Raw genomic sequence first — 21,002 nt, forward strand, 5'->3', positions numbered from 1 at the left:
GCAGAAATATAAGCAAATAAAATGTCATCAAATTATCAAGATAGAACCACCTGGGAAACCTTTAAAAAGCTTTGGCCTTACATTACGGATTACAAGCTAGGTTTGGTGGTTGCCATCATCGCTTTGGTTGTAAACGCGGCCAGCGATACGCTCATGCTTTCCATGATCAAACCTTTGCTCGATGAAGGTTTCACCTACGACAGCGTTGACAGTGATTTCCTCAAGTGGATGCCTTTGTACCTCGTATTGCTGATGACAGTGCGTGGTATCTCCAGTTTTGTTTCCGCCTATGGCCTATCTTGGGTGTCAGGTAAAGTGGTGATGGTGATGCGTCGCCGCATGTTCAACCACTTTATGCAGATGCCAGTAAGCTTCTTCGATAAAGAATCGTCTGGCGCGCTGCTATCTCGCATTACTTATGATTCAGAACAAGTCGCGAACGCAACCAGCGGTGCTTTAGTTAGCCTGGTGCGTGAAGGTGCGTCAATCATCGGTCTGATGGCGTTGATGTTCTACTACAGCTGGGAGCTTTCTGCGATCCTGCTGATCATCGCGCCAATCGTTGCGATTGCAATTCGTGTGGTTTCCAAGCGTTTCCGTAAGATTTCGTCAAACATGCAAGAAGCCATGGGCTCTGTGACGACATCGGCTGAACAAATGCTGAAAGGTCACAAAGTGGTGTTGAGCTTTGGCGGTCAGGACGTTGAAAAGAAACGTTTTGAAGATGTCAGCAACCGCATGCGTCAGCAGACGATGAAGCTGGTTTCTGCCCAGGCGATTGCTAACCCGGTTATTCAGCTGATCGCCTCGTTTGCATTGGTGGTTGTACTGATGCTGGCAAACACAGACGCGATTCGCAGTGAGTTGACTGCGGGTACCTTTGCTGTCGTATTCGGTGCCATGTTTGGTCTGATGCGCCCATTGAAAGCACTGACCAACGTGACCTCTCAGTTCCAGCGCGGTATGGCTGCGTGTAACAGCTTGTTTGAGCTGATGGAAATGGAAACCGAGAAAGACAACGGCAAGGCTGAGATTGAGCGTGTGAAAGGCGACATCAAAGTGAACGATGTTGTATTTACCTACCCAACCAAAGACACGCCAGCATTGAACCGCGTGACGTTTGATCTGCCAGCAGGGCAGACCTTGGCATTGGTTGGCCGCTCGGGCTCGGGTAAGAGTACGATTGCTAACTTGCTGACGCGTTTTTATGACATCGACAGTGGTGCAATCACCATTGATGGTACAAATATCGAAGAGTACACCCTGAGCAACCTGCGCACCCACGTCGCGATTGTTTCTCAGAACGTGCACCTGTTTAACGACACCATTGCCAACAATATTGCTTACGCGGCGACAGAAGATTACACCCGCGAGCAAATTGAACGTGCGGCGGAATTGGCGTATGCCGCAGACTTTATCCGAGAAATGGATAACGGCTTCGACACCGTGATTGGAGAGAACGGTGTGAGCTTGTCGGGCGGTCAACGTCAGCGTATCGCGATTGCACGTGCATTGCTGCGTGATGCGCCGGTACTTATTCTTGACGAAGCAACGTCAGCATTGGATACCGAGTCAGAACGTGCAATCCAAGCTGCGTTGGATGAATTGCAAAAAGACCGTACTGTGCTGGTTATTGCACACCGTCTGTCTACCATCGAGAAAGCCGATCAAATCTTGGTGGTTGACGAAGGTGAGATTGTTGAGCGAGGCGACCACGATAGCTTGATGGCAAAAGATGGCGCATACGCACAGCTTTACCGCATTCAGTTCGGAGAGTAAGCATTGGCGGGTTTGATTGAAAAAATCTGGTTTGAAAACCACCCGCTAGGCTTGGTCAGTGCGCCACTTTTGTGGCCACTTAGCAAACTGTTTGGTGCCATTGCGCGAAAACGCCGTCAGGCCTTTCTGGATGGCAAAAGCGAAAGCTATCGCGCACCTGTGCCTGTGATTGTTGTTGGCAATATCACTGTTGGTGGCAACGGCAAAACGCCCGTGGTGATTTGGCTGGTAGAACAGCTAAAAGCGCAGGGATTGAATCCGGGTGTGGTATCGCGTGGTTATGGCGGCAAAGCGGATTCTTATCCCTTTGTGCTTGATGACACGACCAGCACTGAAGAAGCGGGTGATGAACCCGTTCTGATTTTTCAGCGCACTGGTGCGCCAGTTGCGATATCGCCAGTTAGAAGTGAAGCCGTAAAAGCCCTGCTTCCTCTGGGTGTGGATATCATCATTACCGACGATGGCCTGCAGCATTACAAGCTCGATAGAGACATTGAGTTCGTGATCGTGGACGGCGAGCGCCGTTTCGGAAATGAACATTACATGCCGTTTGGACCTTTGCGTGAACAAACTGACCGTTTAGACAGCGTGGACTTCATCGTGTGCAACGGTGGTGAGGTGCAAAGCGGTGAGTTAGCGATGTGCTTGAAACCCAGTGAATTGGTTAACATAAAGACGGGCGAAAAAGTGCTCGCGAGTGCATTGAACGACGCCGTTGCTATGGCGGGTATTGGAAATCCTCAGCGATTTTTTAATACGCTGGAAAGCTTGGGTGTATCTCCAGTCCATTGTGAGCCTTTTGCGGATCACAAGGCGTTCGAGTTTACTCAGTTAGAGGCTCTGGCGAACAAAGGCCAACACTTGCTGATGACAGAAAAAGACGCGGTGAAATGCCGACGTTTTGTTCAGCAACACCCAAACATAGAGAATTGGTGGTACCTGCCGGTTGATGCGCACTTTAGCGATGAGGCGGCTACCCAAATGATAAATACAATTTTGAAAGTGAAGGATGGATATGGATCACCGACTGCTTGAAATCGTTGCTTGCCCTGCATGTAAGGGAAAACTGAACTACAACAAAGAAAACAACGAACTAGTCTGCAAATTCGACCGCTTGGCCTATCCGATCCGCGAAGGCATTCCAGTGATGCTGACCACGGAAGCGCGTGAGATGTCATCTGACGAGGTTAACCAATAATGAAATTCACGGTAGTGATCCCGGCGCGTTACGCGTCGAGTCGTTTGCCAGCGAAACCTTTGGTGGATATTGGCGGTAAGCCAATGATCCAATGGGTTTACGAACAGTCACTGAAATCAGGCGCAGACAAGGTCATCATTGCAACTGATGACCAACGTATTGTTGATGCGGCTAATGCGTTTGGCGGTGAAGTGTGCCTGACCAATGCCGATCATCAGTCGGGCACCGAGCGTTTGGCGGAAGTGGTTGAGAAATACAATCTGTCGGCTGATGAGATCATTGTTAACGTCCAAGGTGACGAGCCATTGATCCCGCCGACGGTTATTCGCCAAGTAGCCGAGAACCTTGCTAAGTCAAACGCACCGATGTCGACGCTTGCAGTCAACATTGATCATGCTGATGAAGTGTTTAACCCGAATGCCGTAAAAGTGGTCACTGATAAAGACGGTTATGCGTTGTACTTCAGCCGCGCGACAATCCCTTGGGATCGCGACAACTTCGCGAAAGCACCTGCGGAAATTCACCATAACTTGAAACGCCACATAGGTATTTACGGTTACCGAGCTGGCTTTATCAATACCTACATCAACTGGGCACCAAGTCCGATTGAGCATATTGAGTGCCTAGAGCAACTTCGTGTGCTTTGGTACGGTGAGAAAATTCATGTAGATGTGGCAATCGAAGTGCCACCTGCGGGTGTTGATACGCCAGAAGATTTGGAAGTGGTGAGAAAAATCGTTGCGACACTCTAAGTCCTAAACGAAAGCACAAATCAAACAAGCCCCGAGTTAACTCGGGGCTTTTGTTTTTGTGTTATTTGAGCTGTTCAGCAATAGCCTCGAATGCGGCTAAACGAGGTTTGTTCGTTTCTCTAACTGCATTTGATGCACTCTCGGCAGAAGAGAAGGTGGCAATAACGAGATCTTTATCCTGATTAATGTAGAGATGTTGTCCGAACACTCCGCGGAAAGTCCCGACGCCGTTTTCACTGTCATGCACCCACAAATAGTTTTTGTAACCTTCTAGCCATGGGTCAAACGCGGCACTGTTTGGATCTTTGTAGTTACTGTTCGCAACCTGTTCCTTCTCTGCATCGGTTAGTGCAAAGGTGTCTTTCACCCATTTTTCTGAGAACACTTGTTCGCCGTTATATTGACCATTGTTTTCGAACGCCATGCCGACACGTGCGAAGTCTCTCAACGTCGTATTAAAGCCGCCGGTTGCGATGGCGTTGAAGTCCACATCTGCTGCCATAAAGGCATCATGTTCAACCCCCAGTTTGCTCCAAACTTTTTCAGCGATGACCGTCTGTAACGGTTTGCCTTCAACGCGACTGATGATCCAACCCGCGACATCGACGTTTGGTGAGTGATACTCAAATTTGTATCCAGGTTCAAATGCATCGGTTTGCTCAAATTGGGAAAGCAATGGCAAGGTGCCACGCGGTGTATCACTTTTGGTTGGGTCGAGTGCCATCAAATCAAAAGCGGGCACGAACCCGAGTCTACGGAAGTATTCCGTGCTGATTTGGCCCGGTTCGAAGTTTACATAGTCTTCGTTGTAATCCAGTGCGGATACCATATTGAGGATGTCGCGCACTTGTCTATCGCCGAAGTGCGTTCCTTTCAACTCAGGAAGGTAAGTTTCGACCTTAACGTTAACGTCTACCTTACCTTCTTCGACTAACAGTCCCATGACCTGACCGACTAAGGTTTTTGTGCTCGATGCCCATATATGGTGATCGTGTGGGCCAAAACCATTGAAGTATTCTTCGTAAACGATTTTCCCGTCCTTAATCACGACAACGCCATCGGTATCATCACCGACCATGGCATCCCTGACCGTGTAACTTTTACCCTCAAACTCAAATGCCAAGTTAGGTACCTTGCTATTTAACGCGTAAGGGATTTCTGTGATGTCTCCGCCGCGAGGAACCATCAGGCTTGGGAGAATGCTTGCGTTTTTAAAGCTCCAATGGTTGTAAGGCTGCGCTGACCAATTAGAGAGCGTGACTTGAGATTCTGGAGCGGCAGGTATGGCGTCCATCGCCACCTTCGCTTCCGCAAATGCACCTGCGCTCATGCCCATTGCTATGACGGCTGTTGTCAGTGTCTTTTTCATCGTTGCTCTCCAATTGTTACGCTGTTTGCTCTTAAGTTGCACACAGAATATGATTGGGAAAAATTTCGTACAAATACATTATGAACGCTCAAGACGTTCAAGAGAAAAAGGAAATCATCAAGGATGATGTCACTTGAGCAAATCCAAAGCTTCCTGTCGGTTTATGAAACGGGCAGCTACAGCGCGGGTGGCCGCAAGATAGGAAAGGACAGAACCACGGTACGAGAGCGTGTCGTAGCGATGGAGGAAATGATAGGGGAGCCTCTATTTATCATTGAAGGCAAAAAAGCCAAACCGACGTCGTTAGCCGATGCCTTGTACAAAAGAGCGTGGAACATCAACAAACAGGCACTGGATTTTAATCAGGCTGCGTTCGCTGCGAATCATGTCCAACTCACAGAGCTTGTCATTCATCACCATGCGCTTACCTCTATTGATATGCTCGCGGATGTCGACCGCGCAATTGGCGAACGTTTCCCGTATCTGAAAATTAACTGGTTTCAGCGACACAGAGAGGAAAGCTTTGCTGATTTAGAAAAAGGGCGAGCACACATTTCAATTATGCCTACGATAGGTAACGCGCTACTAAAAAGGGATGTTGGGGCAATCAATGTGGGCGCAGAACGCTTTGCTGTCTATGTCGGCAAGCATTCGCCTTTGGCAAATAAAGAGAAAGTGAGCGTCAACGAGCTGACCACCGAAGTGCAATTGGTGAGTGAGAGTGCGCAACACGCGCATCTGGCGTATATCAATGTGGCTAGTCAGCAACACATGGTCTCTAACAGCGAATTGCTGATGTCATTGCTTAGCTCTAGGGGTTGGACGGCACTTAGCCGAGTCAATGCACAAAAATACGTAGATAGCGGCGAAATTGTCGAAGTAGATATTGAGGAATTGACGCAAAGTTATGTCGCGGGTTTTGTGTTGTTTTACTCCTTGGCGTTTGAGAACCACGATGTGGTTAAAAACGTTATCCGTATCGTGAGAGAAGCCTGCGAAACACACCTTAGCTAAGGTAATTTTTCTTATCAGCGAAAAATAAAAAAGCTGCCCATGGCAGCTTTTTGCGTTATCGAAGGGTGTATAGCGCGATCAGTTGGTGCTGACCGCTTCGCCTTCTGGCGAGGTGACAGGATCGCCCTGGAATTGCGCTTCTTGCTGTGCGACTTTGTCACGCATACGCTGCCAAAGCTGCCCTAAACGCTCATGCCAGTACTTTTCGAACTGCTCAAGGTATTGAGCACGCGGCGAGTACTTGATCCAAGGTTGTTTAATCTCTTTCTGTGCAATGTAATTTGTCGGAGCAGGAACAGGGTCCAGACCCGCGGATTCGAACTCATACAATGCGCGGTCCATATGGCTTGCAGAGGTGACCAGCACCAAGTTGCTGTCTCCGACCACTGAAGCAGCTTGGTAGGCTTCTTCCACGTGTCCTTTGCGGTTTCAAGCAACAGAATATTGTTTTGGTTTACACCCATTGCCATTGCAATGCGTGCAAGCATACGTGCATGACTCACTTCAAAGCCACCGTCGTAACCAGACAAGATCAGCTTGGACGTCGGATACATAAAGTGAATGCGAATACCTTCCACTAAACGCATTAGAGCCGTGCGAGAAAGCTCAGATGTTGGTGGGATTTCATCATCAACCACGTGGCCGTGGCCAAGCACCATAACGTAATCGACGGGCTTGTCGGTGGGTAAGAATCGGGTGTGATTGCGCTCCAATGGCATCAATAACGAAGAAGTGAACGGCTGAAAAGACACCAAGCCGATTAACACTAATGAAACAAATACGAAGAACGTGCCAAAGCCTTTTCGCTGCGTAAACCAGATCAGGAACAGGCCAAAAAATCCAATAAGCAGTAGCGCAGGAAGGGGCATCAGTAAAGTTGATATAAGTTTTTTTAGTTCAAACATGAAATGTCGCCCGAAATATAGTCAAACAGGGGCCAATACGTGCATCAAGCCTTTATTAACGGCAGGCTTATGACAAAATGTACCCCTTAGCAGATTATGATAACGAAGGCGCTGTGACAGGGGATAGAAATTTCGACGACATTGCCCACAAATTTGTTAAAAACATTTACGGCTCGGGCAAGGGTGACATCCGCCAAGCCGTTGTTTGGCAAGATCTCGAATCAATATTGAAACAACTGGGTGAATCTACTCCGTTAGACATTTTGGATGCTGGCGGTGGCCTTGCACAGCTATCACAACAGATAGCGCATCGTGGCCACAACGTCACCTTGTGTGATCTTTCTTCACAGATGCTGGCATTAGCAGAAAAAGATATCGATGAAGCAGGCCTTCTGGCGCAATATCGCTTCGTCCATGCGCCTGTACAAGAAATCGCGCAGCACATGGACAAGCAGAGTGACCTGATCCTCTTCCATGCCGTCATGGAATGGCTAGAGAATCCGAAAGAAGCACTGGATGTCATACTGTCACAAGTTAAGCCTGGTGGCATTGCATCAGTGATGTTCTACAACCAAAATGGCCTGCTATTTAAGAACCTAATTTGTGGCAACCTGACTCACGTAGAAGAAGGGATGCCGCATAGAAAACGCTTTAAGCTGCAACCGCAAAAAGGTCTTCAACCAGAAGATGTCTATCAATGGATAGACGATGCGGGTTTTAACATTTTAGGGAAAAGTGGTGTCCGTACGTTCCACGACTATATGAAAGACACGAGAACGGGCGAGTACACTTTTGAACAGGTTGTGGCGATGGAACAGAAGTTCTGCCGTCAGGAGCCTTTTATTTCGTTAGGTCGTTACATTCACGTGTACGCGCAAAAGCCTCTCGAACATAACAATAAATAGACCACAAGGAAAACGGATGAGCGAATTCTCTCTGACTGTTCCTGAGTTGGTAGGTTGGGTGAAACAAAACGACTTTTCTCTCAATTTGCCGCCGGAACGGCTGGCATTCCTTCTCGCCGTTGCCGTTTTGAGCAGCGAGCGCTTTGAGGAGGAGCTTGGAGAAGGGGAGCTGATCGATGCATTCCGCATTGTCAGCGACCAGTTCGGGCAAGCCAGCGAAACCCTCGCATTCCGAGCAAACAACGCAATCAACGATTTAGTGCGAAGCCGTCTGATGAGTCGTTTCACCAGTGAAATGACTGACGGTGCGAGCATTTACCGTCTTACGCCTTTAGCACTGGGTATCAGTGACTATTACGCGCGTCACCGTGAATACAGCTCATTGAAGTTGTCTATTCAGTTGTCCATGGTTGCGGACGAAATCGATAAAGCCCTGTCTGCAGCATCAGAAGATGGTGATGCGGACTTTTGGCGCAAAAACGTTTACGGCGTACTGAAATACTCAGTGGCCGAAATTTTCGATCGTATCGATTTGAACCAGCGCACGATGGATGAGCAGCAGCAGAAAGTGAAAGAAGATATCGCTGCGCTGCTGAATCAGGATTGGCAGGCTGCGATTGCAAACTGTGAACACCTGCTGAATGAAACTTCCAGCACCCTGCGTGAACTGCAAGATACGTTGCAATCAGCGGGTGACCAGCTTCAAACCCAGCTTTTGAACATTCAGGAACAAGTCCAATACAGAGACGACTTAGAGTTTGTCGATGTGATGATCTACAACCTGCAAATGAAGCTGGACCGCATCGTGAACTGGGGTCAACAAGCCATCGACCTTTGGATTGGTTACGACCGCCACGTTCATAAGTTTATTCGTAATGCCATCGACATGGACAAGAACCGCGCGTTCAGCCAGCGTTTGCGTCAGTCGGTGACAGAATACTTCGATAACCCTTGGTTCTTGACCTTTGCTGATGCAGAACGCCTTCGCGATTTGCGTGATGAAGCATTGGTGCTTCGCGACGATGAAGTGACTGGTGAAATGCCAGCCGAAGTCGAGTTTGAAGAACTGACACTGGTTAACGATCAACTGAGCGACCAAATCGCTGACATGCTGTCTCGTCATCGTGCAACAGGCGAGGGCATCGATTTGGGCGTAGTACTGAAAAACTATCTGGCTCAACATCCACACGCCCGTCACTTCGATCTGGCACGCATTGTCATTAACCAAGCGGTTCGCCTTGGTTACTCGCAATCTGATTTGCAGGCAATTCAACCAGACTGGCAGGCAATTAACGAATACGGAGCCAAGGTACAAGCGAATGTCATCGATAAATATTGAAGAATTTATGCCGGAGGAACTGGCAAAAGCGATTGCAATCCGCTATTCCCGGCTTTGGATAGTGCGCTGCGTGCTGGCCGCCATATTGCCAGCGAAGATCTGGATAACCACGCGTATCTGATTGAGTTTGAAACACCGCTGCAGCATTTTTATCAGCGTTACAACGCCGAACTCGTACGCGCGCCGGAAGGCTTTTTCTACCTGCGTCCACGCTCAACGTCTTTGATTGGACGTAGCGTATTGTCTGAGCTGGACATGCTGGTGGGTAAGGTATTGTGTTTCCTTTACCTGAGCCCAGAGCGTCTGGCGCAGGAAGGTATTTTTACCACCCAAGAGCTGTTTGATGAACTGCTGACACTGGCTGATGAGAAAAAACTCATGAGGCTGGTGACGCTACGTGCGAGCGGTTCTGACCTTGATCGCGAAAAGCTTTACGACAAAGTCAAAACGTCACTTCGTCGTTTGCGTCGTTTGGGCATGATTGTGCCAATCGGTGAAAACGGCAAATTCCGTGTAAGTGAAGCAACGTTCCGCTTCGGTGCGGATGTGCGTGCGGGTGATGACATGCGCGAAGCGCAACTCCGTCTGATCCGTGACGGTGAAGCTGTGATCCACACGCAAGAGCATGCGCAATCGAGCCTGCTGCGTGAAGATCACGACGAAGAACGCGATGAAGATGATCAGGAGGTTCAGGCATGAGCATGACCCAACGCGGTAAATACCAATCGCTGACCATGGTCAACTGGAACGGCTTCTTCGCGCGTACCTTTGACATCGATAACTTGGTCACCACGCTTTCTGGCGGTAACGGTGCCGGTAAATCCACCACCATGGCGGCATTTATCACAGCCCTTATTCCAGACCAAAGCCTGCTGCACTTCCGTAACACCACGGAAGCGGGTAGCTCTACCGCATCTCGTGACAAAGGTCTTCACGGTAAGTTGAAGCCGGGCGCGTGTTATGCGGCACTGGACGTGATTAACTCACGTAACCAACGCATTTTGTTCGGTGTGCGTCTTCAGCAAGTGGCTGGCCGTGATAAGAAAGTGGATATCAAACCTTTCATCGTTCAAGGTCTGCCTGCGAACGTGAAAGTCACTGACGTTCTGATTGAAAGCGTATCGGCAAACCAAGTGCGTGTTCGTCAGCTAAATGAAGTGAAAGACGCACTGGGCCAATACGAAACCGCGCATTTCAAAGCGTTCCAATCGGTTACTGATTACCACGCGCAAATGTTTGAGTTCGGTGCATTGCCGAAGAAGCTGCGTAACTCAACCGACCGTTCTAAGTTCTACCGTCTGATCGAAGCATCGCTTTACGGTGGTATTTCGAGCGCGATTACCAAGTCGCTGCGTGATTACTTGCTGCCGCAAAATGGCGGTGTGAAGAAAGCCTTCCAAGACATGGAAGTAGCTCTTCGCGAAAACCGTATGACGCTGGAAGCGATCAAGCTGACTCAACGCGACCGTGACTTGTTCAAACACTTGATCACGGAATCGACCAATTATGTTGCGTCGGATTATATGCGTCACGCCAACGAGCGTCGCAACAAGCTTGAACAAGCGATGAAGCGTCGTGGAGAGCTTCTGGGTGCTCGTCGTCAGTTGGATGACTTCCAAGGCACGTTCGGCCGTATGACCGACGAGCTGGATGCATTGACTGAAACCCAATCGCACCTAGAGTTGGATCACCAAGCTGCTTCTGACCACCTGCAATTGGTTCAAACTGCTGTTCGCCAACAAGAGAAAGTAGAGCGTTACCAAGAAGATTTGGAAGAGCTGGCTATTCGTCTTGAAGAGCAAATGATGGTTGTTGAAGAAGCAACCGAACAGCTCGTGATGGCGGAAGAGCAGGCACACCTCTCTGAAGAAGAAGTTGATAGTCTGAAAACCCAGCTTGCTGATTACCAACAAGCACTGGATATGCAGCAAACCCGTGCGTTGCAATACCAACAAGCGGTTAAAGCACTGGAAAAAGCCCAAGAGCTAACAGAAAACGACGATCTGACTCAAGACAACGCCGTCGAGCTGCTGTCTTCGCTGAAAGCTGACGAAGAACGTCAAACCTCTGAGCTTCTAAGTCTGAAACATAAGTTGGATCTGTCTTCTGCGGCAGCGAAACAGTTTGATCGTGGTTTGGAATTGGTTCGCAGCATTGCAGGTCAAGTTGAACGCGGTGACGCGGCTGCGAAAGCCCGTGAAGTGATTGCAAAAGGCCGTGAGTTTGCCTCATTGGCAGCAAACGCAGACCAACTGGCAGCGCAGCATCGCGACCTTGAGCGTCAAATGCGCAGCTTCCAACAAGCCAAGACCTTGTCTGAGCAATACCAACGTCAGTTCTCAACCACAGTCGTTAGCGAAGACGCTGTTGAACTTGAGATGGCGCGCCAGCAAGAGCGTCTTGAATCAGCGGAAGAATCGGTTGGTGAGCAGGGCGAGAAAACGCGTGAACTGCACCGTAACGAGAACGAATTTAACGCGAAAATCGCTGAATTTGAAAAAGTTGCGCCGGCTTGGATTGCTGCGCAAGAGTCACTAGAGAAGCTGGCTGAGCAATCTGGCGAAGAGCTTTACGATAACCAAGCGGTTCTGGACACCATGCAGAAAGTCATGGCGAAAGAGCGTGAAACGCTGGATACCCGTGACAAGTTAGCGGCAGAAAAACAAGCACTGGAAGCAGAAATCGAACGTCTGGCACAGCCTGGCGGTAGCGACGATGCTCGTCTGCAATCACTGGCTGACACACTTGGCGGTACGCTGCTTTCTGAAATCTACGATGACATCACCATGGATGATGCACCGTACTTCTCTGCGCTTTACGGTCCAGCTCGTCATGCGATCGTTGTGCCTGATCTGAAAGGCATCAAAGAGAAGCTGGTTGATATCGAAGATTGTCCAGAAGACCTTTACATCATTGAAGGTGAAGCGGAAGGCTTTGATGACAGTGTCTTCGATGCAGATGAAATGGAAGGTGCGGTTTGTGTTCACCTGAATGACCGTCAACTTCGCTACTCGCGTTTCCCGAAAGTACCATTGTTTGGTCGCGCGGCGCGTGAGCACCGTTTGGAAATCTTGCGTGAAAAACGTGAAGAGTTGGTAGAAAACTACGCGAAAGAATCGTTTGATTCCCAGAAACTTCAGCGTTTGACCCAAAGCTTCAACCAATTCGTTTCTCACCACATGAGTGTGGCGTTCAACGAAGACCCTGAAGCGGCACTGAAAGATCTGCGTGAAAAACGCAGCAGCGTTCAGCGTCAACTGGCGCAGCTTCGCGAAAGCGAGCAGCAAATTCGCAGCCAACTGACGGGCGCGAAAGAAGCGATCGCTCTGTTGAACAAACTTCAGCACGTTGTAAGCGCACTGGAAGATGAAACGCTGGAAGCGCGTTTAGAAGAAGTGGAAAGCCGTTTGTCTCAAGCAGACGAAGCACGTCACTTCACGCGTGAGCACGGTAAAGCACTGGCAGAGCTAGAGAACCTCGTTTCTACTCTGGACGCGGACCCAGAGCAATTCGATGCACTGAATGAAGCATACCAACAAGCTGATGTGTCACTTCAATCACTGAAGAAGACACTGTTTGCCCTGTCTGATCTGGTTGAACGTCGTCATCACTTCGGTTACGAAGATGCGTTGGCATTGCTGGATAAGAGCAGCGAACTGAATGAGCAGTTGAAAGCCAAGCTGGTGGACGCTGAGCGTGCACGTACACGTTCACGTGAGCACGTGAAACAAGTGCGTGACCAAGTGAACCAATATAACCAACTGTTGGCGTCACTGAAGAGTTCACACCAAGCCAAGCAAGAAACCGTTGCGGAATTCAAGCGTGAACTGGTTGAGTTGGGTGTTCGTGCGGATGTGGAAGCAGAGGAACGTGCACGCATTCGTCGTGATGAACTGCATGCACAACTGTCACAATCTCGCAGTCGTAAGAGCGAACTAGAGAAAGGCCTGACGTCGATTGAGCTAGAGATGAAGTCTCTGGTGAAAACGCTGAAGAAAGCAGGCAAAGAATACACCGATCTGCGTACGTTCGTGGTCAACGCGAAAGCGGGCTGGGTAGGTGTTCTGAAAATTGCTCGCACCAGCAACGTTGAGAAGCAACTGAACCGCCGTGAAATGGCGTACATGTCTGCAGATGAACTGCGTTCCCTGTCGGATAAATCACTGGGTGCGCTGCGTCTGGCGGTGGCTGACAATGAAACGCTACGCGATGCACTACGCGCGTCGGAAGACATGGCACGCCCAGAGCGTAAAGTCCTGTTCTACGTGGCGGTTTACCAACATCTACGTGAGCGTATTCGCCACGACATCATTCGTACCGATGACCCAGTCGAAGCGATTGAAGAGATGGAAGTGGAGCTGGCTCGCCTGACTGAAGAACTGACACAACGTGAGAAACGTTTGGCCATCAGTTCCGAATCGGTAGCGAACATCATTCGCAAGACGATTCAGCGCGAACAAAACCGCATTCGTCTGTTGAACCAAGGCTTGTCTAATATTGCTTTCGGTCAGGTGAAAGGTGTGCGTCTAAATGTGTCTATCCGTGATACGCATGCGCAACTGCTGGCTGGTTTGGCTGAAAATGCCGAGCAACATCAGGACTTGTTCGGTAACAACCGTCTGACTTTCTCTGAAGCAATGGCGAAACTGTTCCAGCGTTTGAACCCGCATATCGACATGGGTCAACGTTCACCACAAGTATTGGGTGAAGAACTGCTGGATTACCGTAACTACCTGGAACTGGGCATTGAAGTTAACCGTGGTACTGACGGTTGGCTGCAAGCTGAATCGGGTGCACTGTCTACTGGTGAGGCGATCGGTACAGGTCAAGCTATCCTGTTGATGGTTGTACAGAGCTGGGAAGAAGAATCTCGCCGCCTACGCGGTAAAGATGTGATTCCTTGTCGTCTGTTGTTCTTGGATGAGGCCGCGCGTCTGGATGCGAAGTCTATCTCGACGCTGTTCGAACTGTGTCATCGTCTGGATATGCAGCTACTGATTGCAGCACCAGAAAACATCAGCCCAGAGCAGGGTACTACCTACAAACTGGTACGTAAGATCTTTAACGACAAAGAACACGTGCACGTAGTTGGTTTGCGTGGCTTCGGTGAGATGTCTAAAGTCTCGACACCAGTCCAAGAAGCGTTGGAAATCGCTGAACAGTAAAGCGAACAATAAGATGAAAAGGCCAGAAAAAGCTGGCCTTTTTATTGGATGATTTTTGAATATAAAATACGAAACTATTTATAGTTAGAGTTGTTATTTTATATAAATTAATTTTCAGTCTTGAAATTGCAATATCAAATTGTTATTAGCTGATGAAATTTTATTTTTGTTAGTTACATCATTGCGTTAAACTCATCTTGTTATTCGCCCTTTAAAAAACTTTCACTTGAACAACATTTGTGCGTCGACTTTAATTCCCGCGATTAAATTAATAAAGGAACACAATAAATGGATGTTTCAGTAAAAGGCAGTGGACAATCAATCATACTACTTCCGGGATTATTTGCCGGAGGGTGGATTTGGGATGATGTTACAGAACAACTTTTAATCAATGGATTTAAAGTTATTTCTTTTAATGACCCCATTCCAGTAAGCCTGAAAGGCAGCATGGAATATGCCATTAAGAAAATTGACGAATTAGTTGAACGTTGTGATGACAAACCCATCATCGCCGGCAACTCAATGGGAGCACTGATCTCCCTTGAGTACACAAAAGTCCATCCAACTAAGATCAGCGGGCTAATTGTGAGTGGCTCTCCTGGGTTGGCAGAGCTTGAAACAGGAGTGACACTTGCAGATTTAAAAACCGGAGAAGTAAGCGTCGCGCGAGAGTTAGCTGATCGCGTATTTTTTGACAAAGGCAAAATTCCTCATCATGGCGTCAAAGAAATTGCAGAGCTATTCAGCAATAAACGAGCATTTTTGAATATTGCTAAGTGGCTAGGGGTAAGTAGAGATTATGATGTCCCTAGCTCTGTGAAAATGATTCCACATGACATTCAATTAATTTGGGGTGACCATGATGAAATTACCCCAATTTATCCATGGGAGAAATTGGCGGAAACGGAAATAAACCTGAGGGTTAATAAGGTTGTTAATTGTGGTCACAGTCCGATGTTAGAATTGCCAAGTCAATTTTCTCGTTTAATTTTGGAATATTCTGATTTAATGGTTGAAGCGGCGATATAAAGAAAAGCCATAATTAGTATGGGCTTTTGATTATTGCTCTTACGCTATTTTGAACATGCCAATCTGCTCGGTGAGCTGCTTGGCTTGTTCATTAATGTTTCTCGCGGTGTCATCTGTGCTGTGTGTTTTGTCTGACACTTGCTGCGAAGAGCTAGCGATGTTATTTACATTACTCGATATCTCTTCGGTGACAGACGATTGCTCACTCGCCGCGGTCGCGATCTGCGTGTTCATGTCGTTTATCTCTGTCATCATGTTGGCTATTTGGTCCAGCATTTCGTTGTTCTTATTACAGTTCTCAACACTGCTGGCGACAAAACGGTTTGCGCCTGAAATATCGTTCACAACTTTGTTCGTTTCCGTCTGCAGTGACTCTACTTTTGCACGAATCTCTTCGGTAGACGTCTGGGTTCTGATTGCGAGAGATCGAACTTCGTCAGCAACGACGGCAAAGCCTCTACCTTGCTCACCTGCACGGGCTGCCTCGATAGCGGCGTTAAGTGCGAGAAGGTTGGTTTGCTCGGCAATGCCTTGAATGACGTCTAACACCGACCCAATCGAGTTACTTTCCGCTGAAAGTTGTTGCATGGATTCCGTGGCATCACCCATCTTCGTCGAAAGCTCAGAGATCTCTGACACCAAGCGTTGGCCAACTTGTGCGCTTTGTCTGACCGATTGCACCACATTTTCAGACGACTCCGAGGCACTGTTAGCAAACTGTGCCACTTCAGAAATCGACGCATTCATTTCTGTTGCGGCAGTCGCGACTTGGCTGGAGTTAGAAGCCTGCATATCGACTTCATTTCGCATCGTTTCGATGTTGCTCTGTATTTCACTGGATGCCTGACCTAATGATTTCACGGTGTTGTCAGCACCTTTGATGACGCTTAAAAAGTCTTCAAGCATGGCATTCATCGACGTTGAAAGCTCGGTGATTTCATCTTTGCCTTTCACATCAAGGCGGATCGTTAAATCATGCGTATTTGCAATGCGTGTGATGCGGTCGGTGAGTGTCGAAATAGGTTTGCTGATGCTGCCAGCTATTAGCCACGCCATGATGATAGATACGGCAATTAACGCTGCGCCAATTGTCATTGCAATGGTATAGAGCGTCTTCTCAAGATGAACGACTTCAGCCATCGCCTCTTTCTTGTCAATTTCAGTGATTAACGCCCATTGCTCGCCGAGTATATTCACGTACTTGTAAGCGGCAAACACTTCGGCACCGACATGATTAACCACGGTCTCAAAGCCAGCTTTGCCGTTCAATGCGGCATTGACATGTGGCGTGTTAACAGGTTGCTGACCCGACGAAGACTCAGTCATCTCGATGCGGTTTACCACATCCCCGTTAACGCCTGACTGGCGGAGGCTGTTTAGGTATGAGGATTTGTTTTCAACCAGCTGTCGACTTTGAGATCGCATTAGGTTATCTGGGCCGACAAGAAACGATTCGCCGGTTTCACCCAAGCCATCTTCGCGCCACTTGCCACCGTAAGTCATGATGGCATTGATATTGTCGATAGGCATCTGAAAGACGAGAACACCAATATTGGTACCGTTTCTTACGACTGGGGTGGCAATGAAAGAAGCAGGGCTATCGTACGAAGGGTAGTAGGGCGAAAAGTCGATAAACGAAAACTCGCCTTTCGGTAAGTTTTTCGCATTGTCGAATGCTTGTGCTAAACCGCTGTCTTTGTAAGGACCATCGACTAAGTTAGTAGCGTAATCGAGTTCCTTAAACACCGAGTACACGATATTACCTGATGTATCGACCAAGAAAATATCGTAGTAACCAAACGACTCAAGGTAGGTGCGATAGTTGGGATGGAAGATTTCGTGGATTTCACTGTATGTCGTTCCATCATTCGCTTTGTCCAGCAGATGTTTGTTACCCAATGGATTTTCGTTTAGTCCAATGTAGGCTTGTTGGAGTAAGCGTCCATTTGTTCCAATACTAGAGAGGGTATCGAGAGATTTGGCTTCCTTAGCATTGGTTTCTTGGTAGGTTTTTCCAAATTCATTGGTGTAGTAGTCACGCAGTTTTTGCGCTTGGTTGGCTTCAGGAAACGTTTCTGTGTTAACGCTCTTGAAGCTTTTCGAAAACTGCAACATCGCGTCTTCGGTCATTGTTGAGTTTGCGAGGTTGATGATCTGTTTGCTGATCCCTTCAAAATACTTCTCGATTTCAGATTTCTTTACTTCTCTGACTGAAAGGAGTTGGTTCTGTACTTGATGTTCTAGTGCTGTGCTCGAGGTGTTCGTAGCCGTAATCGTTAACAAGGCTGCAGTGGCGATGACTGCAAATGCACTCATACCAACAAAGGCGGCTTTAATTTTTGTTGAAATTTTCATGTTAGTCCGCTCCAAATACGTTACATCTGTTGCTCATATAACACTCTAAGTGTAGGTAATATTCAGCATTAAATGCCCAGAACGCTGCATTTTTGCGTGTGTTCTCTCTAACCCTATGAAATAGATGGTTTTAAAATTTAAGCCTTTGATTACAGATAGATAGTGGGGATGACGTACTGTCTAATTTGGAATGTTTGATGCATAAAAGGCATTCAAGAGTGACACTTTTTGGCAATGTTTGCTGAGAAGGGGTGTCTGTGATGTTAGACAGATGATTTGTGCTTCAAGATGTCTAACACCACAAGAGGTTAGGGTAACAAACTATTATTAAATCGCTTTTTCTAATATAGCGACGGAGTAATACTGCTCAAATTTATAGCCAGCTTCGGAAAGCACACCGACTTGTTTGAATCCAAATTTCTCATGCAATTTCAATGAGGCAGGGTTCGGTAAGGTGATAACAGAGTAAATTCGATGAATATCTGAGCCTTCAATCGCATCAAGCAAGGCTTGCATCAATTCTGATCCTGCGCCTTTCCCTGCATATTGATGATGCAAGTAGATAGTCAATTCACTACTTACTCGATACGCCAACTTTTCACGAAATTCGTTGTTGTAAGCAAACCCAATCACCTTGCCATTATCATCTTCTTTGACGAGGACGTGATAGATATCGCTGTTGTGGTTGATTTTATTAAACCACGCCAGCCTTTGCTCTGAAGACCATGCCTCATAATCAAAGGTGATGGAAGTATGCTCAATGTAGTGATTGTATATGGCATTGATGGTATCTAAGTCATCAATGCGAGCGTTTCTGACTGTCATGCTAAACCTCGATCAGTCTTTTTCAAGTGCCAGTTTCACGGCCGCAAGTGCGTGTAAATCGGTCGTATCATAAAGCGGTACATCAGTATGATTCTGTTGGACAAGCAGTCCGATTTCAGTACAACCAAGAATAACGCCCTGCGCACCTGCTGTTTGAAGGTCATCAATCACCGCCAGATATTGCTGTCTCGAATGAGATTTGATTTCGCCTTGGCAAAGCTCTTGATAAATGATCTCGTGAACGACGTCTTGTTGCCATTCTGGAGGGACTGAGACTGTGATTCCATGCTGCTCCAAACGCTCTTTGTAGAAGGGTTGCGACATGGTGAACCTTGTACCCAACAAACCGACATGCGTAATGCCGTTTTCTTTTAGTGCTAACGCTGTGGCGTCTGCAATGTGGAGGAGAGGAATAGAAACAGCAGCTTGTACGTCGGCTGCGACTTTATGCATGGTGTTGGTGGCAATAACAATAAAGTCAGCACCTGCGGTTTCCAGTTTTTTGGCTTCTTGTGCCAAGACGTGAGCAGATTTGTCCCAATCACCGGCGCGTTGATAGGCTTCGATTTCCGCGAAATTGACGCTACTCATCAATATCTTTGACGAATGATGTCCACCCAGTTCGCGTTTTGTGTATTGGTTTAGCAGACGATAGTAAACGATGGTTGATTCCCAGCTCATACCACCAATTACGCCGATTGTTTTCATGTACGATTATTCCTTTAAGCGAGATTATTGGGATCCAAACAGCAATAAAACCTAGTGTTTCAAATAGAGGTATCACAAAACGGGAAGTTGAACTAACAAAAAGTTTTTAAGATAAGGTGAAGAAATTCGATACGTTAGCTAAAACAGGGAAGGGTGCCTGTCGCAGAAAATGGCGATGATGTAATAGAAGCTCGTGCTATGACATCAAGTATGCGTACTTTGCATTGTGGCTCCAACCCCTTTCAACCATTGTTGATACCAGCCAGGTAACGCTTCTAAGGGGCGAGGACGGCTAATCAAAAAGCCTTGCAACAAAATGCCGGGATAGCGTGATGTCAGATAATTGAGGTCTTCAAAAAACTCAATACCCTCAGCAACCAAATCCACTTGAAACTTTTCGGCGATATCCGTTAAAGAACTCACGATAACTTGGCTGAATTGATCGCTATGGATCTGATTGATCAACGTTCGGTCAATTTTGACTCAGTGAAAGGCAAGCTTCTAAGTTGCTGAATGTTTGTAAAACCCGTACCAAAGTCATCAAGGGACAAGCCGTAGCCTCTGATTCTCAGTCTGTTCAAAGACTCCATTTGTTCAGAAGATTTCAACGCATATTCTTCGGTTATCTCTAGGACAACACGTGACTTATCAATGTCCTTTGACTCAAAGAGTGCTTCAAGACGATTAGGTATTTCTAAGTCACCCAATTGCTGTGGAGAGAGATTGATACTGACTTTTACCTGTTCACCGAAGATACGGGACAACTGCTGCATGTCACATGCCGTCTTCTCTGCGAGTTGCATCGTTAACAGATCCATCAAGTCATGCTCGATGGCGGTGGGGATAAACCTGCCGGGAAGTACCGCATCCGTTTCCGAAGGCAACTTGATACGCGCGAGGACTTCCAAGCTCTCTACCAAGTTGTTTTCTGGATTGAGTTTAGGTTGATAGTAGGGGATGATTTGGTGGCGCATGATGCAATCAAGAAGCTCATCTTTTGTCATCTTCTTGAAGTTAATGAACTTCCTTTCTTCCATTTGGGTCATGCGGTCGAAAATCAATCGTAACCCATCAGGGGTAATGGGTTTTGTGATATTTCCAAGTAAGCATACCTGTTGTTGTCTAGCTACCTCAGCTGCCAATTCGATGATGCGAACATCCAGATCCGAGATAATACAAATCCCACCTTGGTATCGAATTTCACCCAGTTCACGGATCACAGCCATGCCATCGATTTCTGGCATGTTCAGGTCGGTGAATACCATATCGAACAGTTTTGGAGATCGTTTGACTTGTTCAAGAGCCTTTCGCGGCGACGAATGCGTGCACACGTCTTCGTATCCGAGTTCAGTCAACATTGACTTCATCACTGCCAATATCGATTCAGAATCATCTATGACCAGTACACGTCTTGCCCGCTTCATGTTGCTCTCACTATTAATACGAAAGTCTCACAGTAAAGTTAGATTCTACTGAGTGGAAATCAACATTAAATGCATGGGTAATTGAAGTGCATGTCCAGAAACCTGACATTCATCTTTTATTTTTTAGAAAGTTATGTATGGAAAATTAATTTTAAAAAATAAGTATGCACTAATGTAGTGACATAAAAAGCAAGGTTATTCGAGAGAGGATTCAGAAAGGTGGTTTAAGGCAGGG

13 protein-coding genes and 3 pseudogenes are annotated in these 21,002 nt (G+C 47.4%); 10 read left to right on the top strand and 6 right to left on the bottom strand.

The genetic code is table 11. From position 1 onward, the window contains the following. Positions 1-21: 21 nt before the first annotated feature. The 4 genes from msbA to kdsB are packed head-to-tail and all read left to right on the top strand — an operon-like array spanning position 22 to position 3,729. Positions 22-1,779, top strand: coding sequence for a lipid A ABC transporter ATP-binding protein/permease MsbA (msbA, locus tag ATN88_RS10290; RefSeq protein WP_067415098.1), 1,758 nt, complete (start codon positions 22-24; stop codon positions 1,777-1,779). Between the two features lie 3 nt (positions 1,780-1,782). Continuing rightward, complete coding sequence (gene lpxK / locus ATN88_RS10295) at positions 1,783-2,814, top strand: tetraacyldisaccharide 4'-kinase (protein WP_067415101.1); 1,032 nt, start codon at positions 1,783-1,785, stop codon at positions 2,812-2,814. After that, positions 2,795-2,977, top strand: coding sequence for a Trm112 family protein (locus ATN88_RS10300; protein ID WP_067415103.1), 183 nt, complete (start codon positions 2,795-2,797; stop codon positions 2,975-2,977). Before lpxK ends, ATN88_RS10300 begins: the two co-directional genes overlap by 20 nt. Further along, positions 2,977-3,729: a 3-deoxy-manno-octulosonate cytidylyltransferase gene (gene kdsB, locus ATN88_RS10305; protein ID WP_067415106.1), complete on the top strand. Its 753-nt coding sequence runs from the start codon at positions 2,977-2,979 to the stop codon at positions 3,727-3,729. The genes ATN88_RS10300 and kdsB overlap by 1 nt, the downstream gene beginning before the upstream one ends. 61 nt (positions 3,730-3,790) lie before the next feature. Here the strand turns inward: kdsB and ATN88_RS10310 are convergent, their stop codons facing one another. Further along, on the bottom strand, positions 3,791-5,098 hold the full coding sequence (locus ATN88_RS10310; protein ID WP_067415109.1) for a serine hydrolase domain-containing protein: 1,308 nt from the start codon (positions 5,096-5,098) through the stop codon (positions 3,791-3,793). Positions 5,099-5,221: 123 nt separating this feature from the next. On the opposite strand from ATN88_RS10310, the gene ATN88_RS10315 reads away from it, so the two are divergent. After that, entirely contained in the window at positions 5,222-6,112 is an 891-nt protein-coding gene (locus tag ATN88_RS10315; protein ID WP_067415112.1) for a LysR family transcriptional regulator, read from the top strand. 78 nt (positions 6,113-6,190) lie between these two features. Here the strand turns inward: ATN88_RS10315 and elyC are convergent. Then, positions 6,191-7,017 (bottom strand): annotated as a pseudogene (gene elyC / locus ATN88_RS10320) (envelope biogenesis factor ElyC). A 113-nt stretch (positions 7,018-7,130) separates the two neighbouring features. On the opposite strand from elyC, the gene cmoM reads away from it, so the two are divergent. The 5 genes and pseudogenes from cmoM (at position 7,131) to ATN88_RS10345 (ending at position 15,455) form a co-directional block, all read left to right on the top strand. After that, positions 7,131-7,922, top strand: coding sequence for a tRNA uridine 5-oxyacetic acid(34) methyltransferase CmoM (cmoM, locus tag ATN88_RS10325; RefSeq protein WP_157490697.1), 792 nt, complete (start codon positions 7,131-7,133; stop codon positions 7,920-7,922). 16 nt (positions 7,923-7,938) lie between these two features. Next, on the top strand, positions 7,939-9,261 hold the full coding sequence (gene mukF, locus ATN88_RS10330) for a chromosome partition protein MukF (RefSeq protein ID WP_067415118.1): 1,323 nt from the start codon (positions 7,939-7,941) through the stop codon (positions 9,259-9,261). Continuing rightward, a pseudogene (gene mukE / locus ATN88_RS10335) lies at positions 9,242-9,960 on the top strand (chromosome partition protein MukE). Before mukF ends, mukE begins: the two are co-directional and overlap by 20 nt. 2 nt (positions 9,961-9,962) lie before the next feature. Beyond that, positions 9,963-14,426 carry a chromosome partition protein MukB gene (mukB, locus tag ATN88_RS10340; RefSeq protein ID WP_067415303.1) on the top strand — a complete coding sequence of 1,488 codons (4,464 nt, stop codon included), beginning with the start codon at positions 9,963-9,965 and terminating at the stop codon, positions 14,424-14,426. Between the two features lie 288 nt (positions 14,427-14,714). Next, the gene (locus ATN88_RS10345) at positions 14,715-15,455 is read left to right on the top strand and encodes an alpha/beta fold hydrolase (RefSeq protein ID WP_067415121.1); all 741 of its coding nucleotides are present in this window, start codon (positions 14,715-14,717) and stop codon (positions 15,453-15,455) included. A gap of 39 nt (positions 15,456-15,494) precedes the next feature. On the opposite strand, the gene ATN88_RS10350 is transcribed toward ATN88_RS10345, so the two are convergent. From ATN88_RS10350 to ATN88_RS10365, 4 genes and pseudogenes are all read right to left on the bottom strand, one after another. Then, complete coding sequence (locus ATN88_RS10350) at positions 15,495-17,810, bottom strand: methyl-accepting chemotaxis protein (RefSeq protein ID WP_067415124.1); 2,316 nt, start codon at positions 17,808-17,810, stop codon at positions 15,495-15,497. Between the two features lie 327 nt (positions 17,811-18,137). Next, complete coding sequence (locus tag ATN88_RS10355) at positions 18,138-18,635, bottom strand: GNAT family N-acetyltransferase (protein WP_067415127.1); 498 nt, start codon at positions 18,633-18,635, stop codon at positions 18,138-18,140. 12 nt (positions 18,636-18,647) lie between these two features. Continuing rightward, a complete protein-coding gene (locus tag ATN88_RS10360) occupies positions 18,648-19,343 on the bottom strand; it encodes an aspartate/glutamate racemase family protein (protein WP_067415129.1) in 696 nt (231 codons plus the stop codon). Between the two features lie 204 nt (positions 19,344-19,547). Further along, positions 19,548-20,767: pseudogene (locus ATN88_RS10365) on the bottom strand (EAL domain-containing response regulator). Positions 20,768-21,002 lie beyond the last annotated feature (235 nt).

Source organism: Enterovibrio coralii (assembly GCF_001559595.1).
GTDB lineage: Bacteria > Pseudomonadota > Gammaproteobacteria > Enterobacterales > Vibrionaceae > Enterovibrio > Enterovibrio coralii.

Coding starts and splice junctions, on each gene's coding strand:
- msbA (WP_067415098.1), top strand. CDS start 22: ATGTCATCAAATTATCAAGATAGAACCACCTGGGAAACCTTTAAAAAG.
- ATN88_RS10300 (WP_067415103.1), top strand. CDS start 2,795: ATGGATCACCGACTGCTTGAAATCGTTGCTTGCCCTGCATGTAAGGGA.
- kdsB (WP_067415106.1), top strand. CDS start 2,977: ATGAAATTCACGGTAGTGATCCCGGCGCGTTACGCGTCGAGTCGTTTG.
- ATN88_RS10310 (WP_067415109.1), bottom strand. CDS start 5,098: ATGAAAAAGACACTGACAACAGCCGTCATAGCAATGGGCATGAGCGCA.
- ATN88_RS10315 (WP_067415112.1), top strand. CDS start 5,222: ATGATGTCACTTGAGCAAATCCAAAGCTTCCTGTCGGTTTATGAAACG.
- mukF (WP_067415118.1), top strand. CDS start 7,939: ATGAGCGAATTCTCTCTGACTGTTCCTGAGTTGGTAGGTTGGGTGAAA.
- mukB (WP_067415303.1), top strand. CDS start 9,963: ATGACCCAACGCGGTAAATACCAATCGCTGACCATGGTCAACTGGAAC.
- ATN88_RS10345 (WP_067415121.1), top strand. CDS start 14,715: ATGGATGTTTCAGTAAAAGGCAGTGGACAATCAATCATACTACTTCCG.
- ATN88_RS10350 (WP_067415124.1), bottom strand. CDS start 17,810: ATGAAAATTTCAACAAAAATTAAAGCCGCCTTTGTTGGTATGAGTGCA.
- ATN88_RS10355 (WP_067415127.1), bottom strand. CDS start 18,635: ATGACAGTCAGAAACGCTCGCATTGATGACTTAGATACCATCAATGCC.
- ATN88_RS10360 (WP_067415129.1), bottom strand. CDS start 19,343: ATGAAAACAATCGGCGTAATTGGTGGTATGAGCTGGGAATCAACCATC.